Here is a 14,718-nt window from a genome sequence, read left to right on the forward strand (position 1 = left end):
ACGATTCTATCATGCTGCACCTGCAAAAAAGGCCGCAGACGCGGCCTCGGCAGGGCCTGCAAGCCAGCGGAAAAGCGCCGGAATGCCGCCGGAACAGGCACTTTTCGCTCGTTACAGGTCGTCGAACTGGACCAGCGAAATGGTCTTCGCACTGGTGAGCGGCGCGCCTTCGTCGCCGCTCGAGCATGGTTCTTCGTCGAACGCGATGTCACCTTGCGGGTCGGCTTCGCCGCTCGCGCGCAGCCCCGCGAACGCAAACAGCTGGTGATCCATCAGATGCGACGGCACCACGTTCGACAACGCATTGAACATGTTCTCGATGCGGCCCGGGAAACGCTTTTCCCAGTCGCGGACCAGCGCCTTCATTTCCGCGCGCTTAAGGTTTGGTTGGCTACCGCACAGATTGCACGGAATGATCGGGAATTCACGCAGCTCGGCGTACTTCTCCAGATCGGTTTCCTTCACGTAGGCGAGCGGCCGGATCACGATGTTCTTGCCGTCGTCCGATTGCAGCTTGGGCGGCATGCCCTTCAACTTGCCGCCGTAGAACAGGTTCAGCAGCAGCGTTTGCAGGATGTCGTCGCGATGATGGCCGAGCGCGATCTTGGTCGCGCCGAGCTCGCCGGCGACGCGATACAGGATGCCGCGCCGCAGCCGCGAGCACAGCGAACAGGTGGTCTTGCCCTCCGGCACGAGCCGCTTGACGATGCTGTAGGTGTCCTGATTCTCGATGTGAAACGGGATGTCGAGCTGGGTCAGATACTCGGGCAGCACGTGCTCGGGGAAGCCCGGCTGCTTCTGGTCGAGGTTTACCGCGACGATGTCGAAATTGATCGGCGCGCGCTCGCGCAGCCGCATCAGGATCTCGAGCATCGCGTAACTGTCCTTGCCGCCCGACAGGCACACCATCACCTTGTCGCCGTCCTCGATCATGTTGTAGTCGCCGATCGCCTGGCCGACCTGGCGCGCGAGACGCTTGAAGAGCTTGTTGTTCTCGTACGCTTCCTTCTGCTCGCGGCGCGTGAGCGGCGATTTCGGGGCGCGGGCGGCGCTCGGTGCCGCGGTGGCGTCAGCGGCTTCGTTGTCTGCGGTCAGGATTTCCGGTGCGTTCATCGCTCAGTCCTCCTTGATGCGGAAGACTTCGACGCCGACCGCATCGCAGTCCGGATACACGTCCGGCTTTTCGGTCGACACGCGCGCGCCGCGCACCTGCGGATGTTCGAGCATCGCGCGCACGAGGTCGTCGCACAGCGTTTCCTGCAGATGAATATGGCCTTGCGAGACGCGCCTCGCGATCGTCGAGCGCATGAAGTCGTAGTCGACGACTTCGGTGAGCTTGTCGTGCACCGGCGTGGACATCGCGAGCGGCACGAACAGTTCGACGTTGATCACGACGCGCTGCTCGCCGCGCTTTTCGAAGTCGTGCACGCCGATATTGATGTGCACTTCGTAATTGCGCAGAAAAAGCCGGCGGCAATCGGCGAGCCGGGGGTGCGAAAGAGCGGCAAACATGTTCGTTCCAGTCCAAAAAAGCGTGCGGGGCACGCAAAGGGGCGCTTCGCCACGCGCGATGACCGCCTCGAAGGCCGGCCACGCGCGCGTGTCAGGCGCCCGTCAAAAACATCACGTCGCGCGGCAGCGGCACGAGATGCTGCCCGCCGTCGACCACCAGCGTCGTTCCGGTAACGCCGGCTGCATCCGCGAGATACAGCGCGGCGGCGACGATATCCTCGGGCCGCGACGCACGGCCAAGAGGCGTCATACGGTGAGCGGCCTCGAACCCGTGCTGGGTCTGGTCGCCCGATTGCATGGTCAGCCCGGGCGCGAGCCCGACCACCCGGAGCTTCGGCGCGAGCGCCTGAGCGAGCGCGACCGTCGCGGTCTGCAGCGCCGCCTTCGACAGCGTGTACGACAGATAGTCCGGGTTCATGTTGTACAGCTTCTGATCCAGCACATTGATGACGACGCCGCGCTGGCTTTCGTCGCGCAACGCCGCATCGGGCGTCGCGTCGTAAAGCATGCGCGCGAGCACGAGCGGCGCGCCGACGTTCATCGCGGTCAGCTTCAGCAGCAGCTCGTAGCCGACGTCGCGCGCCGTGTCTTCCTCGAAGCGCGACGCGTTATTGACGATGCACGACGGCCGCCCGAGCGCAGCGGCACAGTCCGGCAGCAGCCGGGCGACCTGCGCCTCGTCGCCGAGCTCGGCGTGCAGCGCGACCGCGCGGCGGCCCAGCGCGACGATCTGCGCGACCACGTCGTCGGCGTCCTCACGCGAGGCACCGTAGTGCACGGCCACGTCCCAGCCGCGCGCGGCGAAGCCGAGGGCGAGCGCGCGCCCGATGCGGCGCGCGGCGCCCGTAATCAGCACGACGCGGGGCGTTTCGGGCGGCAGTTCAGCCGCGCGGGCAGCGATGTCCGGAGAAACGGTCATTTACAATGCGGGGATGAATCCCAAAGCTCACCAACCCGATAGTTTACCTGCTCCCGGCCCGAGCGCGCTCGCGCAGTCCGACGCGCTCGTCGCCGAGATCCGCGCGCAGCTCGACGCGGCCGGCGGCTGGCTGCCGTTCGACCGCTACATGGAGCGCGCGTTGTACGCGCCGGGTCTCGGCTACTACAGCGGCGGTGCGCGTAAATTCGGCCTGCGCGCCGACGACGGCAGCGACTTCGTCACCGCGCCGGAATTGTCGCCGCTGTTCGCGGCGACGCTCGCGCGCCCGCTCGCCGAAGCGTTGGAGGCGAGTGGCACGCGCGATGTGATGGAGTTCGGCGCCGGCACCGGCAAGCTCGCCGCGGGCTTGCTCAATGCGCTCGACACGCTCGGCGCCGGGTTCGACAGCTATTCGATCATCGATCTATCGGGTGAGCTGCGCGAGCGGCAGCGCGAAACGATCGCGGCGGCCGCGCCCGCGCTGCTCGCGAAAGTGCGCTGGCTCGACGCGTTGCCGCAGCGCTTCGAAGGCGTGGTGATCGGCAACGAGGTGCTCGATGCGATGCCGGTGCGGCTCTTCGCGCAAAACGGCGGTGTCTGGCGCGAGCGCGGCGTGGTGTGGCGCGACGGCGCCTTCGCGTTCGACGACCGCCCCGTCGCGGCCGCCGCGGACCTCGCGCTGCTGACCGAAATCGATGCGACCCGCGAACCGGCCGGCGACGACTACGTGACAGAAACGCACGAAGCCGCGCGCGCCTTCACGCGCACCATCTGCACGATGCTAGCGCGCGGCGCGATCTTGCTGATCGACTACGGTTTTCCGCGCCACGAGTACTACCACGACCAGCGCGCGCAGGGCACGCTGATGTGCCACTACCGGCACCGCGCGCACGGCGACCCGTTCCTGTACCCCGGTCTGCAGGACATCACTGCGCACGTCGAATTCACCGGCATCGCCGAGGCGGGCGTCGAGACCGGCGCGGACCTGCTCGGCTTCACATCGCAAGCGCGCTTCCTGCTGAACGCGGGCGTCACCGAGGTGCTCGGCGAAATCGATCCCGCCGACGCCGCGCGCTTTCTTCCCGCCGCCAACGCGGTACAGAAGCTGCTGTCCGAGGCGGAGATGGGCGAGCTCTTCAAGGTGATCGCGTTTTCGCGCGGACTCGACGATACGCTGCGCGCCTTTTCGAGCGGCGATCGTTCGCATACGCTGTGATCGTGAATCCGCTCTGGCTCGAGGACTCGCGATGATTCGCTGGCTTTTGACTACCTTCGTTGCCGTCGCGGTGCTGTCGTCGTGCTGGCCGTGGCTGAGGAAGCTCGGCATCGGCCGGATGCCCGGCGATGTGACCTTGCGGCTGTTCGGCCGCGAGTATCCGTTTCCGTTCATGTCGACGCTGGTGCTGTCGATGCTGTTGTCGCTGTTGGCGCGGGTGTTGTAGGCGCCGTCGCGCGCTACTTTACGCCCGCGCGACTTCAAGCCAGCGCAGCCTCTACCGCACGCACGCGCTCCTCATGCACGGCGTCCTTGATGCCGGCCGGCGCATCGGCGAGCCGCTGCGCCACTGCCCCTGCATCCACGCCTCGCGCGGCCACCAGTGCAAGCCTCAGCCGCTCGGCCTGCGGGTACTCGCTCATCTCGAGGCCGAGCCGCCCGCGTGCATCCGACTCGCAGGCCTGCAGCGCCTCGGCGAAGCGCGCCGGCTTCCTGATCGCGTCGCTGCGCTCGAGCAGGCGCACCAGAGCCGCCGCCCCCATCTCCATCACGCGATGAATATTGCCGTGCTCGCGCGCGACCAGCACCGCCAGATCGCGGCACTCGTTCGGCACGCGCAGCCGCTCGCACAGCGGCTTCAGCAGATCGACGCTGCGGCCCTCGTGGCCGATGTGCCGCGGCAGCAGGTCCTCCGGCGTGGTCGCCTTGCCGAGGTCGTGCGTCAGCGCCGCGAAGCGCACCGGCAGCGCGTAGCCCTGCTGCGCGGCATGGTCCAGCACCATCATCACGTGGACACCGGTATCGACCTCGGGGTGATAGTCGGCGCGCTGCGGCACGCCGAACAGCGCGTCGATCTCCGGCAGAATCCGCGCGAGCGCGCCGCAGTCGCGCAGCACGCCGAACATCCGCGACGGCTTTCTTCTCCATCAACCCGCGCGACACCTCCTGCCACACGCGCTCGGCCACCAGCGCATCGGCTTCGCCGTCGGCGACCATCTCGCGCATCAGCGCCAGCGTTTCCGGCGCGACCGTGAAATCGACGAAACGCGCCGCGAAACGCGCGATGCGCAGAATCCGCACCGGATCTTCGAGGAACGCGGCGCTGACATGGCGAAAAAGCCGCGCCTGCAAGTCAGCCTGGCCGTTGAACGGATCGATGACGGGGCCGGTCAGCTCGCCGTCCGGGCGCACCTCGCGCGCCATCGCGTTGATCGTCAGATCGCGGCGCGCGAGGTCTTCTTCGAGCGTCACGTCGGGCGCATAGAAAAACTGGAAGCCGTGATAGCCGGCCGCCGTCTTGCGCTCGGTGCGCGCGAGCGCGTACTCCTCCTGCGTCTGCGGATGCAGGAATACCGGAAAGTCCTTGCCCACCGGCCGATAGCCCTGCGCGACCATCTGCTCGGGTGTTGCTCCCACCACCACGTAGTCGCGGTCCTGCACCGGCACGCCGAGCAGCTCGTCGCGGACCGCGCCACCTACTGCATAGATATTCATGGGCATTCGTCTTGATAGGCGATCGCGTGCGTTTCGCGGCGCGAGGCGTCGATCCATGCATTGACCGCGGGCAGCTCGGTGAGCCGCTCGACATAGGCGGCTGCGGTCTCCGACAACGCCGGCTTCCACGTGTTGAAGCGCATCGCGACCGGCGCGAACATCGCGTCGGCAATGCCGAATTCGCCGAACAGGAACGGACCGCCGTAGGTCTCGAGGCAGTCGCACCAGATCGTCTCGATCCGCGCGATATCGGCGAGCGCGCCCGGCGTCGCGTTCTTGCCCGGGAACGACGCTCGGATGTTCATCCACATCTTCGAGCGCAACTCGCCGAACCCCGCATGCATCTCGGCGCTGACGCTGCGCGCATGCGCGCGCGCCGCCGCGTCTCGCGGCCACAGCGCGTGTTGCGGGAAGCGCTCGGCGAGCGTTTCGGCGATCGCCAGCGAATCCCACACGGCCTGCCCGGCGTCGTCGATCAGGCACGGCACCTTGCCCGGTCCGCGCGGCGCCTGAGCGCGGATCTTCGCATTCGTGTCCGCTTCGTACAGCAGGATCAGTTCCTCGTCGAACGGAATGCCGAAGTGCGTGAGCAGCAGCCACGGACGCATCGACCACGACGAATAGTTCTTGTCACCAATCAGCAGTTTCATATTTGTTATCAGGTAGAGGGAAAGGCTTCAGCGCCCGGCGTTGGCGCGGAATGTGTCGAGTCGCGAACCCGAGGCAGCACCGGTCAGGTACGTCGGCACGATCGCTTCGATGCTGACCGGTTCGAGTCCGAGCTCGGGCGCGAGCGGCCCGCTCAGAATGTTGGCAACCTTCATCGAATCGAGATTGTCGCGCGAAATCACCGGTTCGCCCGGCGCCATTTCGAAGCTCAACGCCTGCAGGCGCGCGAGCGGCTCGGGCAGACGGATGATGCGCGCATGCTTGCCGATCACGTCGCCGCAGTACGAAACCAGGTCTTCGAGCGTGTAGACGGTCGGACCGCCGAGCTCGTAGGTGCGGCCGCTCGCGCCATCGAGATCGAGCACGTTGACGATCGCCTTCGCGACGTCGCCGACATAGACCGGTTGGAACTGCGCGTCCGGCATCGCGAGCGGAATGGCCGGAAACACGCGCTGCAGGAACGCGAACTTGTTCAGAAACGCGTCCTCGGGTCCGAACACGACCGACGGCCGGAAGATCGTCCACGCGACGTTGGCCGCATGCACGGCTTTCTCGCCGTCGGCCTTCGAGCGCGAATACATGCTCGGGCCGTTCGGATTGGCGCCTAGCGCGCTCAGATGAATCAGCCGATGCACGCCCTTGCCTTCGCAGGCGGCGACGATGCGCGTCGGCAGCTCGACGTGCGCATGCGCGAACTCCCGCCCATAGGGCTTGCCGCGTTTGCCGTTCAGGATACCGACGAGATTGATTACGCAATCGGCGCCCTCGACGAAGCGCGCGAGTTGCACCGGATCGAACACGTCGGTTTCGAGCACGTCGATCGGCAGCATGGTCAGATGGCGCGCGTTGTAGCGTCGCCGTGTGGCGACGCGCACGTCCTTGCCCGTCTCGACGAGCGCGTTGACGAGGTAGCTGCCGATAAACCCTGAACCGCCGATGACCGCGATGGCTTGATGTCGCATTTTTCGACTCCCTGATGGAAGCCGCGGCAACGGCTGGCGAAGCGCGCCGCAACCTCGAAGCGAGATTGCGGCGCCAAGGCGCTTACGGTGCGATGTAACCCAGGCGCGCCTTCAGCGATTGCGGACGGCCTTCGAACAATGCCGCGTAGTAGACCGTGTTGGACAACACATTTTTCACGTAGTCACGAGTTTCCTGAAACGGAATCGTCTCGGCGAAGACCGCGCCTTCGACCGGGCGCTGCAGCGACTGCCGCCAGTTGCGCGGACGGCCCGGACCTGCGTTGTAGCCAGCGGTGGCCAGCACGGCGGACCCGTCGAACTGATTGTAGATCATCGCCAGGTAGTTCGTGCCGAGCAGGATGTTGGTGTTGATGTCGTTCATCTGCTCGCGCGACACCGGTCCCAGACCGATCTTCTTCGCGACCAGTTGCGCGGTGGCGGGCATCAGCTGCATCAGTCCGCCCGCGCCGACCTCAGAGCGCGCGTTGATGATGAAGCGCGACTCCTGGCGAATCAGCCCGTACGCCCACTCGACGTCGAGCCCGCTCGACTGCGCGTCCTGCTCGACGATGTTGCGAAACGGCGATAGATAGCGCAGCGAAAAATCGTGCTCGCTCTTCGTGCGGTCCGCGGTGTTGACGGTGCGGTCGTACAGCTCGATGCGGCGCGCGTACTCGGCGGCGGCGAGCAGTTGCCGGTCGGACATGTTGCGCAACGGCCAGTTCCACTCGCGATTGCCTTCGAGCCGCAGGTTCAGCCCATAGAAGCGCTGCGCGAGACCGAAGCCCGGCGTGGTGCCGGCTTGCTGCACTTCGGCGTCGGTCACGGTGGTTTTCGGCGGCACGGTGATCTTCTGGCCGAGCTCTTCGAGCGCGAGCTGGCCGTAGAAGTTGAAGTTCGACGCGATCGACTGGAATTCCTGACTGGCCGTAGCCGTGTCGCCGGCCTGCTTCAGCGCGCGCGCGTGCCAGTACACCCACGACGGTTGCTTGCGCAGCGACTCGGGCATCTGCTCGATCGACCAGCGCACCATGTTCCAGTCGCCTGCGAGTAGCGCGCTGCGTGTGCGCCATTCATACGCGGGATTCGACAGCGGCGCGTTGGCCGACAGCCGGAACCAGTCGACCGCGCCAGGCATCTGCTTGAGCGCGCCCTGATAGCCGATCGTGCCCCAGCCGATCGCGCGCTCCGGCGAATTCAGCGACGGCGCGACCGACGCGAACGTGGCCGCGGCCATGGCCGGATCGTTGCGCGCCATGCGCGTGATGGCGAGCAGCGCCAGTTGATGCGATTGCGCATCCGGTCCGACGCCGCGCGCGAGCAATAGCGGCGGCGCATTGGTCGCCTGGCTGAACAGCACCGGGTCGGGCGGCTGGTCGCCGAGCGCGTCGACGAGCTTGCTGCCGGTGCTCGTGTAGTTCTGCTCGTACGCGAGACGAATTTGCGCCCAGATGTCGTCGGCGCTGAACTGGTGGTTCACGCCGAGCACCGTGATCAGATCGACGCAGCCGTCGCCGTACCACTTCGGCTCGACGAGCAGCGCGCGCGCCGCGTCCGCGACGTTCTCGCCGCGCGACGCGCGCGATTCGAGCGCGTAGCACTTGACCTGAGTGTCGTCGTCGAGCACGAACTTCGCGTACTGCTGGTCGAAGTTGCGCCAGTCGTGACGCGTGCCGAGCACCGTCAGGTAGTCGTTGCGCATGCGATCGGCGATCGCCTGGCCGTCGTACTTCTGCAGGAACGCGAGCACGGGCGCGTCCGGCGCGTCGATGCGCGCATGGCCGGTCGAATCGAACAGCTGCGGCTTGATCTGGAAGTACTCCAGATACGAGGGCGCCGGATAATTCGGGATCATGCTCGCGAGCTGGGCTGCGCGCGCCGCGTCGTTAGTACGCGAGGCTTCGCGAAGCTGGACGAAAATCTGGTCGTCGTTCGTGAGTTGCGAGATCGGAAGGGGCTTGACGGCCGAGGCAGTGCTGCAGGCCACGAGTGCCGCTGCGGCAAGCGCGATACTGGCCGCGCGATATACTCGAAAAAGGCGTTTTGACATCGTTGTTTCTGGAGCGCGAATTGGACCCAAGCATAGCATGCAACCCTGTCCCGGCAACGAAAAAGGCGCTGCGCCGGAGGTTGCTGGAAAGCCGTCTGCAAGCGGCTTCCGAGCCGGCGAAGAATGCCGCGCTCGGGCGTCGGATGCTCGACGCGCTGAAGCACTACGCGGTACGCAGCGCGGGATTCTACTGGCCGCTTGCCGGCGAGTTCGACGCGCGCGGCGCGATTGCGCTCTGGCTTGCCGCGGACTCGCACCACGAAGCCAGTCTGCCAATCATTAAAGAACGTGGCATGGCGCTCGAATTCCATGCCTGGACGCCCGCGACGCCGATGAAAGTCGGCCATCACAAGATTGCCGAGCCCACCTCGGGGCGCGTGGTGCTGCCCGAGCTGCTGTTCGTGCCCTGCGTGGGTTTCGACTCGGACGGCTACCGCCTCGGCTACGGCGGCGGCTATTACGACCGCACGCTGGCCGGCTGGCCGGCGGCGCACAAGCCGATCACGGTCGGCATCGCCTACGAAGCGTGCCGCACCGACACGCTGGAACGCGAGGCGCATGACATTGCGCTCGATCTGATCGTCACAGAGGCGGGGTTTCATCCGGCGCTGCCGGGCTGAACGCGCGATGCGCGGCGTGTGACGCGCCGGCGCTTGCGCGGTGTTTCGTCGTTACAGTGAAGCCGCCGCGCGCGCCGCCGTGTCGTACAGGCCCGACGCATTGCGCATCAACTGCGCGGCCTCGCCGATCTGCTGGTTGGTCAGGCCGCTTTCCTTGAGCGTCGAGATCAGGCAGTTTTCGCGCACCTCGCGATACTTCAGGCATAGTTCGCGGCCCGCGTCGGTTGCGGAAAAGAACACTTCCTTGCCGGTCTTTTCGCTTTTTACGTACCCTCTAGCTACGAGCTTTTTCAACGCGTACGTCGCGACGTGCGTGTCCTCGATGTTCAGCACGAAGCAGATGTCCGCGAGCTTCTTGCGGCGTTCGCGATGGCTCACGTGGTGCAGCAGCGACACTTCGATCGCGGTCATGTCCTTGTCGCCGGCCGCCGACATGCAGCGCACCATCCAGCGGTTGAACGCATTGCCTGCCATGATCAGCGCGTATTCGAGTTCCGAGAGTTCCGCGCTGCTCTCGGAGACGAGATGTTCCGACGAAACGATCTTGGTGGGATGACGCGTCATACGAGGTTCCCGTGACGAAAATGGGCTGGAAAAGTGTCGCAAGTGTACGACGATGCTCGCCACCGACGAGCCTGGCAAAAACGCTTATTGGTAAATCGTCAATATTTTATTGATAATGTACGCTCCAAACGTCGCCGACTCCGTGCCGGGCATGCGCCAACGCACCGCGCTGTCCGCCTCATCCTCCGACTCGATCCGGGCCGCCCAGTCATGAGCCAACCACGAATTTTTCCCCTCGGCGATGCCGCGCTCGTCTGCGAAGCGCCGCCGCCCGCCACGCTGGAGTGCCAGCAGCGCGTGTGGGCTGCGGCCGAAGCCGCGCGCGACTGGCCGCAGGTGCTCGAAGTCGTGCCCGGCATGAACAATCTGACGCTCGTGTTCGACCCGCTCTCGACCGACGCCGACGCGCTCGGCGAGCAGTTGCTGACGGCCTGGAACGCAGCGGCCAAAGCCGTGGCGCCCGGGCGCGACGTCGAGATTGCAGTGCAGTACGGCGGCGCATTCGGCCCCGATCTGCAGGCGGTCGCCGAACATACGGGCTTGAGCGCGCGCGAGGTCGTCGAACGTCATGCGGGCGGCGTCTACGTGGTGTTCTTTCTCGGCTTCCAGCCCGGCTTCGCCTATATGGGTGGGCTCGACACCGCGCTGCACACGCCGCGCCGCGCGTCGCCGCGGCTCGAGGTGCCGGCGGGCTCGGTCGGCATCGGCGGCGAGCAGACTGGCATCTATCCGGCGGTGTCGCCGGGCGGCTGGCAGCTGATCGGCCGCACCGAGGTGCCGCTGTTCGATCCGGCGCGCCGTCCGCCCACGCTGCTGCAGCCCGGCGACCGGGTGCGCTTCACGATCGCGGGGATGCACGCATGATCGACGTGATCCGCGCGGGTCTCCAGACCACGATCCAGGACCTCGGCCGCCACGGCTATCGGCATCTCGGCGTCGCGATGGGGGGGGCGCTCGACCGGCTGTCGCTCGAAGTCGGCAACCGGCTGGTCGGCAACCGCCCCGACGCGGCCGGCCTCGAAATCACCTTCGGCCCGACCGCGCTGCGCTTTTTGCGCGCGACGCGCGTCGCGATCACCGGCACCGAGTTCGGCGCGACGCTCGACGGCAAACCCGTCTATTCGTTTTGGAGTCTGCCCGTGCAGGCCGGCCAGGAGCTCGTGCTGCACGCGGCGAAGCGCGGCATGCGCGGCTATGTCTGCGTGGCGGGCGGCATCGACGTGCTGCCGATGCTCGGCTCGCGCAGCACCGACCTTGCCGGCCATTTCGGCGGACTCGGCGGCCGCGCGCTCAACGACGGCGACCGTCTGCCGGTCGGCGCGCCGCAGCAGCGCGGCCACCTCGGCTTCACGCCCGAGGCGCCCGAGTTCGGCGTGAAGGCGCCCGCCTGGTGCAAGTTCGTGCTGGTCAACGAGCCGCTGCGGCGCGGTCGTCATCCGTCGGGCGTGCCGTGGGCCATACCGATCCGCGTGCTGCGCGGCCCCGAATACGACAGCTTCACCGCGGATGCACAGCAGTCGTTCTGGTCCGACGAGTGGCTCGTGACGCCGAACAGCAACCGCATGGGCTATCGCCTTGCCGGCACCGAGCTGAAGCGCACGCACAAGACTGACCTGCTGTCGCACGCGGTACTGCCCGGCACGATCCAGGTGCCCCCGAACGGTCAGCCGATCGTGCTGATGAGCGACGCGCAGACCACCGGCGGCTATCCGAAGATCGGCGCGGTAATACAGGCCGATCTGTGGAAGCTCGCGCAGGTGCGCCTGAACGGTGCTGTCCGTTTCATCCCGACGACGCCCTACGAAGCGCGCCAGGCTTTGCTGGAAGAACGCACGTATCTGCGGCAGATCGACGCCGCGATCGCGATGCATGAAGAGCGTTGCGCGCGCCGCGTGGCGCTCGCGGCGCTGTGACACTAAGTAAAGGAATCCCCATGGAAATCGATCTGAACGCCGATCTCGGCGAAGGCTGCGGCTCCGACGAGGCGCTGCTCGACCTCGTGAGCTCGGCCAACATCGCATGCGGCTGGCATGCGGGCAGCCCCAACGCGATGCGCGACTGCGTGCGCTGGGCCGTGCAGAAAGGCGTGTCGATCGGCGCGCATCCGAGCTTCAACGATCCCGAGAATTTCGGCCGCAAGGAAATGGATCTGCCGGCGGGCGAGATCTACGCGGGCGTGCTGTATCAGCTCGGCGCGCTGTCGGCGATCGCGCAGGCCGAGGGCGGGCGCATCGCGCACGTAAAGCCGCACGGCGCACTGTACAACCAGGCCGCGCGCGACGCGAAGATCGCTGACGCGATCGTCTCCGCGGTGCACGATTTCGATCCGTCCGTGGCGGTGTTCGCGCTCGCCAACAGCGGGCTCGTGAGCGCCGCGCGCAACGCGGGCCTGACCGCGATCGAGGAAGTGTTCGCCGACCGCGGCTATCGCGCCGACGGCTCGCTCGTGCCGCGCAAGGAGCCGGGCGCGCTGCTCGACGACGAGGACGAAGTGCTCGCGCGCACGCTCGTGATGATCCGCGAGCAACGCGTGAAGGCCGTCGACGGACAGTGGGTGCCGTTGAACGCGCAGACCATCTGCCTGCACGGCGACGGCCCGCATGCGCTGGCGTTCGCGCGACGCATTCGCGGCGCGCTCGCCGACGCCGGCATCGAAGTGCATGCGGCGGCCGCCGCGCGCGTCTGAGCGTTCGCATCACCGTCCTAGCCACTGCGCGCCTCGCTCCGATCCGGCGCGCGTGACCGATCCAGCGCCCCGCACCCATGCGGGGCGATTGCCAGCCGCGGCATCAATCGCGATGCCCGCTGCAAACCCACGGATGCCGACGCGCATTCACGGGGCAGGTAAAGAGAGTTCGACGCGGCCGCAGAGCCGCGGCGGCACGCCGGCGCATGAGGCCGCATGCACCGGTTCACGTCAGCCGCCACCCGCGGCGAAATTGAATAGCCTCCTTGGAGATCCTGATGCAGACAACTGTCAGTCTATGGCCGCTCATCGGTGTGGCCGTCATCATCGTTGGCTTTCTGTTGCGCTTCAATCCGATGCTGATCGTGGCCGTCGCCGCGATCGTCACCGGTTTCGCGGCGCACTTCCCGCCGGAAAAAATCCTCGCGCTGATCGGCACCGGCTTCATCAAGACGCGCAACATCCCGCTGATCATCCTGCTGCCGCTCGCGGTGATCGGCCTGCTCGAACGACACGGCCTGCGCGAGCGCGCGCAGGCGTGGATCAGCAGCATCAAGGCGGCGACCGCCGGACGTCTGTTGATCGTCTATCTGCTCGTGCGCGAGCTGACCGCCGCGGTCGGCCTGACCGGGCTCGGCGGCCATCCGCAGATGGTGCGTCCGCTGATCGCGCCGATGGCCGAGGGCGCGACCGAGAACCGCTTCGGCAAGATCGGCGACGCGGTGCGCTTCCGGCTGCGCGCATTCTCGGCCGCAACCGACAACGTCGGCCTCTTTTTCGGCGAGGACATCTTCGTCGCGTTCGGCGCGATCGTGCTGATGACGACTTTCCTGAAGGAAGCGGGCATCGTCGTCGAGCCGATTCACGTCGCCGTGTGGGGCATTCCGACCGCGATCAGCGCGTTCATCGTGCATGGCTTCCGGCTCTGGCTGCTCGACCGCCGGCTCGAGCGTGAATTGCGCGGCAAGGCGCCGGGCGGCAGTTCGAGCGCGACCGCCGCATCGACGCCGCCGTCGGCCACGCGTGCTACCGGAGACGAAGCATGACCTTCACGATCACCTATCTGTTCTGGTTGCTCGGCATCGTGCTGCTGATCGTCGGCGGCATGATCGTCACGGACCGCGAGCATCCGCGCCGCCTCACCGCGGGCGGCTTCTGGATTCTTTACGCGCTGATCTTCCTGATCGGCGACCGGCTGCCGCCGGCCGTGGTCGGCGTCGCGGTGATCGCGATGGCGCTGATCGCGGGCTTCGGCGGCGTCACCGCGGGCAAGCCGAAGACGCTGTCGCTCGAAGCACGTCAGGCGAGCGCCGCGCGACTGCGCAACAAACTGTTCGTGCCCGCGCTGACGATTCCGGTCGTCACCGTGATCATCACGCTCGCGGCAAGCCATCTCGTGTTCGGCGGTGTGCCGTTGATCGAGAAGGCCAACGTCACGCTGATCGGCTTCGGTCTGGGCTGCGTGATCGCGCTCGCGATCGCCTGTGTGATCACGCGCGACACGGTCGGCCAGTCGATGAAGGAAGCGCGCCGCCTCGTCGATGCGCTCTCGTGGGCCGCGGTGCTGCCGCAGATGCTCGGCATGCTCGGTCTGGTGTTCTCGGACGCGGGCGTCGGCAAGGCGGTCGCGCACGTGACCACGTCGTATATCAGCCTCGAGTACCGCTTCGTCGCGGTGGCCGTGTACTGCATCGGCATGGCGCTGTTCACGATGGTGATGGGCAACGGCTTCGCCGCGTTTCCGGTGATGACGGGCGGCGTCGGCGTGCCGATCCTCGTCGGCGTGTTCCACGGCAACCCGGCCGTGATGGCCGCGATCGGCATGTTCTCCGGCTACTGCGGCACACTGATGACGCCGATGGCCGCGAACTTCAACATGGTGCCGGCTGCGCTGCTCGAATTACCCGACAAGAATGCGGTGATCAAGGTGCAGATTCCGACGGCGTTGATGCTGCTGGTGATCAATATCTTTCTGTTGAATTTCTTGATGTTTTTGTAGGGCTGCTGATAAGCGCGTCGTTTTGAC

The 14,718-nt window shown here is 66.5% G+C and carries 15 protein-coding genes and 1 pseudogene; 8 read left to right on the plus strand and 8 right to left on the minus strand.

Features of this window, described 5'->3' with window-relative positions; genetic code table 11:
* Window positions 1–111: 111 nt before the first annotated feature.
* The 3 genes from ttcA to OKW40_RS15560 all read right to left on the minus strand — a co-directional run bounded on the left by ttcA (window position 112) and on the right by OKW40_RS15560 (window position 2,431).
* On the minus strand, window positions 112–1,113 hold the full coding sequence (gene ttcA, locus OKW40_RS15550) for a tRNA 2-thiocytidine(32) synthetase TtcA (protein ID WP_090802590.1): 1,002 nt from the start codon (window positions 1,111–1,113) through the stop codon (window positions 112–114).
* 3 nt (window positions 1,114–1,116) lie between these two features.
* A complete protein-coding gene (locus OKW40_RS15555; RefSeq protein ID WP_090802589.1) occupies window positions 1,117–1,512 on the minus strand; it encodes a dihydroneopterin aldolase in 396 nt (131 codons plus the stop codon).
* Window positions 1,513–1,603: 91 nt separating this feature from the next.
* The gene (locus OKW40_RS15560) at window positions 1,604–2,431 is read right to left on the minus strand and encodes an SDR family oxidoreductase (RefSeq protein WP_429335437.1); all 828 of its coding nucleotides are present in this window, start codon (window positions 2,429–2,431) and stop codon (window positions 1,604–1,606) included.
* A gap of 13 nt (window positions 2,432–2,444) precedes the next feature.
* Between OKW40_RS15560 and OKW40_RS15565 the strand changes: the two genes are divergently transcribed.
* Both OKW40_RS15565 and OKW40_RS15570 read left to right on the plus strand, forming a co-directional pair.
* On the plus strand, window positions 2,445–3,647 hold the full coding sequence (locus tag OKW40_RS15565) for a class I SAM-dependent methyltransferase (protein ID WP_090805533.1): 1,203 nt from the start codon (window positions 2,445–2,447) through the stop codon (window positions 3,645–3,647).
* A gap of 31 nt (window positions 3,648–3,678) precedes the next feature.
* Entirely contained in the window at window positions 3,679–3,873 is a 195-nt protein-coding gene (locus OKW40_RS15570; RefSeq protein WP_018418711.1) for a DUF2905 domain-containing protein, read from the plus strand.
* Between the two features lie 34 nt (window positions 3,874–3,907).
* On the opposite strand, the pseudogene OKW40_RS15575 reads toward OKW40_RS15570, so the two are convergent.
* The 4 genes and pseudogenes from OKW40_RS15575 to OKW40_RS15590 all read right to left on the minus strand — a co-directional run bounded on the left by OKW40_RS15575 (window position 3,908) and on the right by OKW40_RS15590 (window position 8,822).
* A pseudogene (locus OKW40_RS15575) lies at window positions 3,908–5,141 on the minus strand (multifunctional CCA addition/repair protein).
* Window positions 5,138–5,791: a glutathione S-transferase family protein gene (locus OKW40_RS15580; protein ID WP_429490403.1), complete on the minus strand. Its 654-nt coding sequence runs from the start codon at window positions 5,789–5,791 to the stop codon at window positions 5,138–5,140. The pseudogene OKW40_RS15575 and the gene OKW40_RS15580 overlap by 4 nt, the downstream one beginning before the upstream one ends.
* A 27-nt stretch (window positions 5,792–5,818) precedes the next feature.
* Window positions 5,819–6,772, minus strand: coding sequence for a complex I NDUFA9 subunit family protein (locus tag OKW40_RS15585; RefSeq protein WP_090802583.1), 954 nt, complete (start codon window positions 6,770–6,772; stop codon window positions 5,819–5,821).
* 82 nt (window positions 6,773–6,854) lie between these two features.
* Entirely contained in the window at window positions 6,855–8,822 is a 1,968-nt protein-coding gene (locus OKW40_RS15590) for a lytic transglycosylase domain-containing protein (RefSeq protein ID WP_187612720.1), read from the minus strand.
* A gap of 20 nt (window positions 8,823–8,842) precedes the next feature.
* On the opposite strand from OKW40_RS15590, the gene OKW40_RS15595 reads away from it, so the two are divergent.
* Window positions 8,843–9,442, plus strand: a complete 600-nt coding sequence (locus OKW40_RS15595) for a 5-formyltetrahydrofolate cyclo-ligase (RefSeq protein ID WP_429490405.1) — start codon at window positions 8,843–8,845, stop codon at window positions 9,440–9,442.
* A gap of 51 nt (window positions 9,443–9,493) precedes the next feature.
* Here OKW40_RS15595 and OKW40_RS15600 read toward each other — a convergent pair whose 3' ends face one another.
* Window positions 9,494–10,006 carry a winged helix DNA-binding protein gene (locus OKW40_RS15600; protein ID WP_018418717.1) on the minus strand — a complete coding sequence of 171 codons (513 nt, stop codon included), beginning with the start codon at window positions 10,004–10,006 and terminating at the stop codon, window positions 9,494–9,496.
* Between the two features lie 210 nt (window positions 10,007–10,216).
* Here OKW40_RS15600 and pxpB point away from each other — a divergent pair, with 210 nt between their 5' ends.
* The 5 genes from pxpB to OKW40_RS15625 all read left to right on the plus strand — a co-directional run bounded on the left by pxpB (window position 10,217) and on the right by OKW40_RS15625 (window position 14,691).
* A complete protein-coding gene (pxpB, locus tag OKW40_RS15605; protein ID WP_184065831.1) occupies window positions 10,217–10,870 on the plus strand; it encodes a 5-oxoprolinase subunit PxpB in 654 nt (217 codons plus the stop codon).
* On the plus strand, window positions 10,867–11,919 hold the full coding sequence (locus OKW40_RS15610) for a biotin-dependent carboxyltransferase family protein (protein WP_090802578.1): 1,053 nt from the start codon (window positions 10,867–10,869) through the stop codon (window positions 11,917–11,919). The genes pxpB and OKW40_RS15610 overlap by 4 nt, the downstream gene beginning before the upstream one ends.
* Before the next feature lie 20 nt (window positions 11,920–11,939).
* Entirely contained in the window at window positions 11,940–12,692 is a 753-nt protein-coding gene (pxpA, locus tag OKW40_RS15615; protein WP_184065837.1) for a 5-oxoprolinase subunit PxpA, read from the plus strand.
* Between the two features lie 278 nt (window positions 12,693–12,970).
* The gene (locus tag OKW40_RS15620) at window positions 12,971–13,738 is read left to right on the plus strand and encodes a DUF969 domain-containing protein (protein ID WP_184065840.1); all 768 of its coding nucleotides are present in this window, start codon (window positions 12,971–12,973) and stop codon (window positions 13,736–13,738) included.
* Window positions 13,735–14,691: a DUF979 domain-containing protein gene (locus OKW40_RS15625; RefSeq protein WP_429408054.1), complete on the plus strand. Its 957-nt coding sequence runs from the start codon at window positions 13,735–13,737 to the stop codon at window positions 14,689–14,691. Before OKW40_RS15620 ends, OKW40_RS15625 begins: the two co-directional genes overlap by 4 nt.
* Window positions 14,692–14,718: the final 27 nt, after the last annotated feature.

Origin of the sequence: Paraburkholderia sp. RAU6.4a (genome assembly GCF_050435625.1) — a bacterium.
GTDB lineage: Bacteria > Pseudomonadota > Gammaproteobacteria > Burkholderiales > Burkholderiaceae > Paraburkholderia > Paraburkholderia tuberum.